Here is a 7,720-nt window from a genome sequence, read left to right as displayed (position 1 = left end):
ACCAACGCCACCCGACGCTCACCGTCGTTCGACTCCCGAACGACGCCGACCGTCGGGCGCGCAGTGGACGCGCTCTGCGATGTATCCATGTATCGACTTCCTGCGGTAGATGGTGTGTGTGCCGCGACGAGCGGCGATCAACCGATGATGAGCGGAAATATTTCCCCCGACTCGACTGAGTTAGCTGATAGTAGCCAGAGAAAGCGTGACGTAGGGAACAGAGAAGTCCGTGGGTAGGCGTCTGAATCGAGTCCGAACAGTCGTTCTCACAGATGTTTCTGCTCGTTTGTGAACCCGGTCACAGGGTGTTTGGTCGTAGTCTGACGGTAGACAGCCGCACGGAAGCGGAGGTTCGGCCATGAGCACACCGAAGGAACGGAGCGCGGAGGACGTCACCGCGGATCCACCGGTCGTCGTCGAGCGGGTCTACGACCATCCGACCGAGGGCGACGGACTCCGACTGTTCGTGGACCGGCTCTGGCCGCGGGGGCTCCGCAAGGACGCGTTCCATTTCGACGACTGGGCCAAGGACCTCGCGCCGTCGACGGAGCTGCGTCACTGGTACTCGCACGACGTCGCCGCATTCAGCGAGTTCCGGGAGCGGTACGTCCACGAGCTCGACTCGCCGAGCGGACGGAAGGCTGTCGCGCGGGTGCAGGAACTCGCGCAGGGGCGGCCGATCGTTCTCCTGACCGCGACGAAGGACGTCAGTCACAGTCACGCCGAGGTGCTCGCCGAATACATGCTGGAACGGTTGTGACCACCCACCCCGACGACGCCGCGCCCGTCACCGAACCGGACGACGACCTCGGCGGAGATCCCGTCTGCTGGCTCGACCGCGTGTGCCCCGACTGCGGGTTGTTCCTCACCGATCACACCGCGAGCACCTGCCCGCGCTGCGGTTCGGCGCTGGACAGATGAGGTCGGGAATTCAGCCGGCGTTCAGGTACCGGGCGCGAAGTTTGTGCTTGACGAGTTTGCCCGTGGGGGTGCGCGGCAGGTCGTCGGAGAACTCGATGCTGCGCGGCGCCTTGAAGTGACTCACCCGCTCGCGGACGTAGTCGAGTAACTCGCGGGCGACGGCATCCGACGGTTCCACCCCTTCGACGAGTTGCACGACGGCTTTGACCTGTTCGCCCATCTCCTCGTCGGGCACACCGATCACCGCGACATCGAACACCTTGGGATGCATGGTGAGAACGTTCTCCGACTCCTGCGGATAGATGTTCACCCCACCCGAGATGATCATGAACGCGGCGCGGTCGGTGAGGTAGAGGAAGCGGTCGGAGTCGATGTACCCGATGTCGCCGCTCGTGGTCCAGGTCGGATGGTCGGGGTGCGTCGCGGATTCGGTCTTGGCCGGGTCGTTGTGATACTCGAACGGCCGTTCCTCCCTCTCCCAGTAGACGGTTCCGATGTCACCGACGGGTACGTCCGCACCGTTGTCGTCGCAGATGTGCACGATGCCCATGACCCCGTCGTGGCCCACCGATCCCGGCTTGGCAAGGGCCTGGGCGCTGTCGATGAACGTGGCACCGGCACCCTCCGTGGACGCGTAGTACTCGTGGATCACCGGGCCCCACCACTCGATCATCGAGCGTTTCACGTCGGGCGGGCACGGCGCCGCCGCGTGAATGGCCACCTTCAGACTCGACACGTCGAATTTGTCGCGAACGTCCTTCGGCAGCTTGAGCATCCGGACGAACATCGTCGGCACCCACTGGCTGTGGGTCACCCGGTACTCCTCGATGAGCCGCAGCGATTCCTCGGCGTCGAAGCGGTCCATCAGGACGATCGTGCCGCCGACGGAGGTGATGGTGCCGCAGAAGCGGAGCGGCGCAGCATGGTACAGGGGTGCGGGACACAGATACACGGTGTCGGAATCGAATCCGTACATCGGGGCGAACACCGCGGTGTACGGATCCATCGTGGCGTCCACTTCGCCCTCGGGCAGAGCGGGCTTGATCCCTTTGGGCCTGCCGGTGGTGCCCGACGAGTACAGCATGTCCTGCCCGCGGGGCTGCGAATCGAGCGGTTCGGCCGACTGCGCCGCCACGGCGTCGTCGTAGCTGTCGAATCCGTCGAGCTCGCCGCCGTACACGAGACGGTGCCGGACGCGGGGAAGCTGATTCGGGTCGCGCGGCACGGCGCCGCCCGCGTCGGCGGACACGATGAGCACCTCGGCTCCGCAGTCGTCCACGACGTAACCGGCTTCCTCCGGGGTGAGGTGCCAGTTCACCACGGTGATGTACAGCCCGGATCGCAGCGCCGCCCAGTACACCTCGAGGACCCGGAGATCGTTGCTCGAGACGAGCGCCAGGTGATCGCCGACCTTCAGGCCGAGCGAGCGCAGGTGCCGTGCGAGGCGGGTGGACCGCTCGTCCAGCTCCCGGTAGGTCAGCCGCTCCCCCGTGGAGGGACGAATGACAGCGGGCTTGTCCGGGGTGGTCGCCACGAAGTTTCCAGGGAACATCCGCACTCCTTTTGTTAATGGAGATTCTCACCATCGGTCTACCACACCGAACCCGGGACGGGGAGGCCTTCGACGCCGTCACCGGCGCATTCGTCCGCCCGCGGCGAAAACGCTCGGACGCTCCGGCGGGAGGTCCTAGAGTTGAGGCAAAAGGAGGCGTACCACCCGTGAATGCCCTGCAGAAGGAACCGATCCTCGACGCATTGTTCGAGGAATGGGACGTACTCGACGAGGTGCTGTCCTCGTTGTCCGGCGACGCGTGGTTCACGCCCACCTCATTGCCCGGGTGGACCGTCCACGATGTGACCGCGCATCTCATCGGCACCGAGTCGCTGCTTGCCGGAATCTCCGCACCGCACACCAGCATCGACGTCCGCGGCCTCGCGCACGTGCGCAACGAGATCGGGGCGTTCAACGAAGAGTGGGTCGAGGGACTCCGGGGGTGCTCCGGGCCCGAGATGCTCGAGCGTTTCCGGGCGATCGTGGCCCGCAGGCGGTCGGAGCTGAGCGAGATGACCGACGAGGCATTCGAGGCCGAGACCACCACACCGGTCGGTCCGGCGCCCTACCTCCGGTTCATGCGGATCCGCGTGTTCGACTGCTGGATGCACGAGCTCGACCTGCGCGACGCCCTCGCGCTGCCCGGCAACGAGGGCGGCCTGCGCGGGGAGACCGCGTTCGAGGAGATCGCGGGCGCTGTCGCGTTCCTCGTCGGCAAGCGCGGCAAGGCCCCGGACGGGTCGAGGATCACCCTGGAGCTGACGGGACCGCTCGCGCGCAACATTCACATCGCCGTCGACGGCAGAGCCGCGGTGGTCGACGAACTACCGTCCGAGGCCACCACGACCGTGACCCTTGACTCCCGGCTCTTCACCCGGTTGGCGGGCGGCCGGACGACGGCGGCGGATCACCGCGACGAGATCGCGTTGAGCGGCGACACCGCCGTGGGCAAGAGGATCGTCGACAACCTCGCGTTCACCATCTGACCGCGGTGCGCCTGTTCCTGTCCTCGTATCGGTTCGGTGCGGATCCCGCGCCTCTGCTGTCGCTCGTCGGCCGTCCGGGGCGTGTGGGGGTGATCGCCGCGGCTGCGGACGCGTGGCCGCGGACGGCGCGGACGTCCGCGGTCGTGAGTGACGTGATGCCGCTGACGCGGCTGGGCTTCACCCCGGAGGAGGTGGATCTGCGCGACTACATCGGCAGCGACGGGCACGCGCGGTCCGCCGCGCTGAAGGAGCGGCTGGAGGGGTTCGGCATGCTGTGGGTGCGCGGCGGGAACACGTTCGTGTTGCGCGCGCAGATGGCCCGGAGCGGGGCGGACCGGGTGATCCCGGAACTACTGCTGAGCGATTCGCTGGTGTACGCCGGCTACAGCGCGGGGGCGTGTGTGATGACTCCGACGCTGCACGGTCTCGACTCCTCCGATGACCCGGCGGAGGTGGTCGCAACCTGCGGCATGGAGCCGCTCTGGGACGGCCTGGGCGTGGTGGGCTTCGCGATCGTGCCGCATCACCCGCCTGCGGAGCTTCCAGGGGCCGAAGACGCCGTGCCCTTGGAGGACGCGGCCGCCGTTCGGCGCACTGTCAACGCTTTGAGGCTCGCCGGCATCGAGTACCGCACCTTGACGGACGATCAGGCGATCGTCGTGAACGGAGATCGAACCGAACTCGTGTGACGACGGCGAGCCCTGCGGCGGGAAGGCCTTCAGCCGAAGACTGCGACCGGCACGGCCGGAGCGAACGGGGCGACGCGGTCGAGTGCGGCCCAGGTGACCTCGCAGCGCTTGGCGGTGACTTCGTCCGCGTCGGCGAGGAGCGTGTTCAGGAGGGTCTTCGGGTTCAGGCGCCATTCCTGCACCATGGACCGAACTTCCTCGTTGGTGAACAACCCCGAACCGGCCAGTGCGAAGATCCATTCGTCGAACTCGCCACGGTGGATCTGTTCGATGGAATCGTAGTCGATGCCACCGTCGAGGAACTCGTACGAGAACATCGCGGAGATGTAGCTGCTGGGATCTCGGTGGAGTGCATTCATCGGTGCGGGTCCTTCCAGGGTCGGTGCGGCAAAACCCGGCCCCAACCGTGTTCTAGCTCACATTTCGTGAGAATCTCCGTTTGGGTGTAACGCCTCGCCGGTGTTTGACGATGCAAGACGCTAACCCGTAGAAGTGAGTTTTTGCATTGCCTGGTCGATACGATCCGGTAACAGAGTGACGAATGTGACCTGTGTTACACCCGATTCGTCCGGTTCCACGCGGTTCAGGGGACGCCCCTACCTGCATTTTCTCCCCCGGACCCGGTTGCATACCCCATCGCCGGGACCCCGGAAAAAATTCACCCCCCTGATCCCACATCGTGAGACTCCTACGCGTAAGTAACTAACAGATGGACTATTGGGGTCTCACTTCCAGGCCGAACGTCCAGGTTGGAGCGATATCCGAACAATCGGGTCGGAATCGGTTCAGTTGGACGTCTGACCAATTCGAGGACACCCGCGGCCCGCTGGGTTACCGTCGGGGCCTCCGACACCCGCATTTCAGGAGTCACGATGACGGTCACCGACGACGCACTCGCGACGCTCGCCGCCGCGCTCCCCCAGGGATGCCTCGTCACCGATCCCGACATCCTGGTCTCCTACCGCCAGGACTGGGCGCGCGATCCCGACGCCGTCCTCCCCCTCGCCGTCGCCCGTCCGACGACCACCGAGGAAGTCCAGGTGGTGATGCGCTGGGCGACCGAGCACCGGGTACCGGTGATCCCGCGCGGTGCGGGATCCGGGCTCAGCGGCGGCGCCACCGCCGTGGCGGGCTGCGTGGTGGTCAGCACCGAGCGAATGCGCCGGATCGAGGTGGACCCGGTGACGCGGATCGCCGTCGTCGAACCGGGACTGCTCAATGCGGAGGTCAAGGCCGCGGCCGCCGAGCACGGGCTCTGGTATCCACCGGATCCGTCGTCGTTCGAGATGTGCTCGATCGGCGGCAACGTCGCGACCAACGCCGGTGGCCTGTGCTGCGTCAAGTACGGCGTCACCACCGACTACGTCCTCGCACTGCGCGTCGTCCTCGCGGACGGGACGGACGTGCGCCTGGGCGGGCCGCGACTGAAGGACGTGGCCGGCCTGTCGCTGACCAAGCTGTTCGTCGGGAGCGAGGGAACCCTCGGCATCGTCACGGAGGCGACGCTGAGACTGATCCCGGCCCAGCCGCCGTCGAGCACCCTCGTCGCATCGTTCGCCTCCGTCCAGGCCGCCGCCGACACCGTCCTGGCCATCACCCGCACGCTGCGGCCGTCGATGCTCGAATTCATGGACCGCACCTCCATCGGCGCCGTCGAGGACGCGCTGAAGATGGGCCTGGACCGGACGGCGGCGGCGATGCTCATCGCCCGCTCGGACGCGCCCGGTGCGATTGCGGCCGAAGAGATTTCCGTGATGGCGGACGCCTGCACGGTGAACGGCGCATCCGAGGTCTTCACCACCGACGACCCAGACGAGGGCGAAGCCTTCGCCGCGGCAAGACGATTCGCCATCCCCGCGGTCGAGAGGCTCGGCAGCCTGCTCCTCGAGGACGTCGGGGTCCCGCTCCCGAAACTGCCTGCGCTGGTGGAGGGAATCGCGGCGATCTCCCGCGAGCGTGACGTGATGGTCGCGGTGATCGCGCACGCCGGCGACGGAAACACGCACCCGCTCATCGTGTTCGACCCCGAGGACGCCGCGATGGCCGAGCGTGCTCACCTCGCCTTCGGCGAGATCATGGACCTCGCAATCTCTCTCGGCGGCACGATCACCGGCGAGCACGGCGTCGGCCGGCTGAAGAAGGCCTGGCTGCCCGACCAGTTGGGCGAGGACGTCATGGAATTGACGCAGCGGATCAAGAACGCACTGGACCCGCTGGGGATCCTCAACCCCGGAGCGATCCTGTAGCTACGCGGGGCCGGGTGCGATACCCAATGGTTACCCTAGGGGCTGGTGTGACAGGTGAGGTATTGCTAGCGTGACCGGACCCGACTCGATTCGTCGCAGAGAGGTGCGCTCGTGACCAGACTCCGCCGTGTCGCCTCCCTGGCGATGCCCGCCTTACTCGCTTCTACCTGCACGTTTTTCACGATGACGCCCCCTGTTGCGACGGCGGCCCCGTGCCTGGGAACCGGCAGCCTCGGCTCGAGCGGCTCGAACCAGGGCATCAACCCCATTCCCTGGCTCAACGGAAGCGACGGCCGCCTTCCCGAGCTACGTGGCAAAACTCAGGCTATCGCGCACATCACCGGGCCGCGCAGCTCCAACGACACTATCGGCAGGTTCCGGGTGCTCGGCACCGACCTCGGCATCATGTGGGACAACGGCGGAGGTGAGATCCTCACCGCATTCGGTGACACCGTCGGACTGAGCGACAACCCGCTGTGCGGTCTGGTCGGCGACTGGCGCAGCAACATCCTGTTGCGCAGCTCCGACAAGGACCTCACCGACGGGATGGGCATCGACAATTCCCCGATCGATACCCCGAACCATTCCAAGGAGATCATCCAGAGCAAGAAGATCCCGGGTGTGGAGCAGACCGTCATCCCCACCACCGGCATCTCGGTCGGCGAGGGTCCCGGCGCGACGCAGTACATCAACTACATGTCCGTGCGGAGCTGGGGCGCCCCTGGCGAGTGGGACACCAACGCGTCCGGCATCGCGTACTCCGTGGACAACGGCGAGAACTGGGTCACCGACCCTCTTACGCTGCGGCCCAACGTGCCCGGCACGGGCGCCGAGAACTTCCAGATGGGCTCGTACGTCAAGCACGACGGATTCGTCTACGCGTTCGGCACGCCGTCGGGTCGTTCCGGCGACGCCCGGTTGTCGCGGGTGAAGGAAGCGGACATCCGGAACCTCACGCTGTACGAGTACTGGGACGGCAAGGCGTGGGTGAAGGCCAACGCCACCGTCGCCGCACCGGTCATCCCCGGACCCGTCAGCGAGTTGTCGGTGCAGTTCAACCAGTACCTCGGTCAGTTCGTGGCGATGTACACCGACGCCGGCAATTCGGTGGTCATGCGCCGGTCCGACCACCTCGAATCCGGCTGGAGCGAACCCGAGGTGCTCGTGAGCAGCCGGGACGTGCCCGAGTTGTACGGCGCCTACATGCACCCGTGGTCGCAGGGATCCGATCTGTATTTCCTGGCCACCACCTGGTCGGACTACAACGTCATGCTGCTGCGCACCAACCTCGCGGACTGACGGTAATCTGCGAGTGACAGCGTGCGC

The 7,720-nt window shown here is 66.3% G+C and carries 8 protein-coding genes; 6 read left to right on the top strand and 2 right to left on the bottom strand.

Translation table 11 applies throughout. The annotated features are described in order from the left end of the window. The first annotated feature begins 358 nt into the window (after positions 1-358). Positions 359-760, top strand: coding sequence for a DUF488 domain-containing protein (locus tag AZG88_RS22660; RefSeq protein ID WP_005252800.1), 402 nt, complete (start codon positions 359-361; stop codon positions 758-760). Further along, on the top strand, positions 757-921 hold the full coding sequence (locus tag AZG88_RS52770; protein WP_197487906.1) for a hypothetical protein: 165 nt from the start codon (positions 757-759) through the stop codon (positions 919-921). Before AZG88_RS22660 ends, AZG88_RS52770 begins: the two co-directional genes overlap by 4 nt. Positions 922-931: 10 nt before the next feature. Here the strand turns inward: AZG88_RS52770 and AZG88_RS22655 are convergent, their stop codons facing one another. Next, the gene (locus tag AZG88_RS22655) at positions 932-2,473 is read right to left on the bottom strand and encodes an AMP-binding protein (protein ID WP_061699179.1); all 1,542 of its coding nucleotides are present in this window, start codon (positions 2,471-2,473) and stop codon (positions 932-934) included. A 167-nt stretch (positions 2,474-2,640) separates the two neighbouring features. Here AZG88_RS22655 and AZG88_RS22650 point away from each other — a divergent pair, with 167 nt between their 5' ends. Both AZG88_RS22650 and AZG88_RS22645 read left to right on the top strand, forming a co-directional pair. Next, positions 2,641-3,459 (top strand): maleylpyruvate isomerase family mycothiol-dependent enzyme, encoded by an 819-nt coding sequence (locus AZG88_RS22650; protein WP_005252795.1) that lies wholly within the window; start codon positions 2,641-2,643, stop codon positions 3,457-3,459. 5 nt (positions 3,460-3,464) lie between these two features. Next, positions 3,465-4,148, top strand: a complete 684-nt coding sequence (locus AZG88_RS22645; RefSeq protein ID WP_005252794.1) for a Type 1 glutamine amidotransferase-like domain-containing protein — start codon at positions 3,465-3,467, stop codon at positions 4,146-4,148. 29 nt (positions 4,149-4,177) lie between these two features. Here the strand turns inward: AZG88_RS22645 and AZG88_RS22640 are convergent, their stop codons facing one another. Further along, entirely contained in the window at positions 4,178-4,507 is a 330-nt protein-coding gene (locus AZG88_RS22640) for a hypothetical protein (protein ID WP_005252793.1), read from the bottom strand. Between the two features lie 513 nt (positions 4,508-5,020). Here AZG88_RS22640 and AZG88_RS22635 point away from each other — a divergent pair. Beyond that, a complete protein-coding gene (locus AZG88_RS22635) occupies positions 5,021-6,394 on the top strand; it encodes an FAD-binding oxidoreductase (RefSeq protein ID WP_005252792.1) in 1,374 nt (457 codons plus the stop codon). 183 nt (positions 6,395-6,577) lie between these two features. Then, positions 6,578-7,693: a DUF4185 domain-containing protein gene (locus tag AZG88_RS22630; protein WP_043943812.1), complete on the top strand. Its 1,116-nt coding sequence runs from the start codon at positions 6,578-6,580 to the stop codon at positions 7,691-7,693. The last annotated feature ends 27 nt before the right edge of the window (positions 7,694-7,720 follow it).

Source organism: Rhodococcus sp. LB1 (assembly GCF_001583455.1).
Taxonomy (GTDB): Bacteria; Actinomycetota; Actinomycetes; order Mycobacteriales; family Mycobacteriaceae; genus Rhodococcus_F; species Rhodococcus_F opacus.
This window is presented reverse-complemented; position numbering and strand designations above follow the sequence as displayed.

Coding starts and splice junctions, on each gene's coding strand:
- AZG88_RS22635 (WP_005252792.1), top strand. CDS start 5,021: ATGACGGTCACCGACGACGCACTCGCGACGCTCGCCGCCGCGCTCCCC.
- AZG88_RS22640 (WP_005252793.1), bottom strand. CDS start 4,507: ATGAATGCACTCCACCGAGATCCCAGCAGCTACATCTCCGCGATGTTC.
- AZG88_RS22655 (WP_061699179.1), bottom strand. CDS start 2,473: ATGTTCCCTGGAAACTTCGTGGCGACCACCCCGGACAAGCCCGCTGTC.
- AZG88_RS22630 (WP_043943812.1), top strand. CDS start 6,578: ATGACGCCCCCTGTTGCGACGGCGGCCCCGTGCCTGGGAACCGGCAGC.
- AZG88_RS22660 (WP_005252800.1), top strand. CDS start 359: ATGAGCACACCGAAGGAACGGAGCGCGGAGGACGTCACCGCGGATCCA.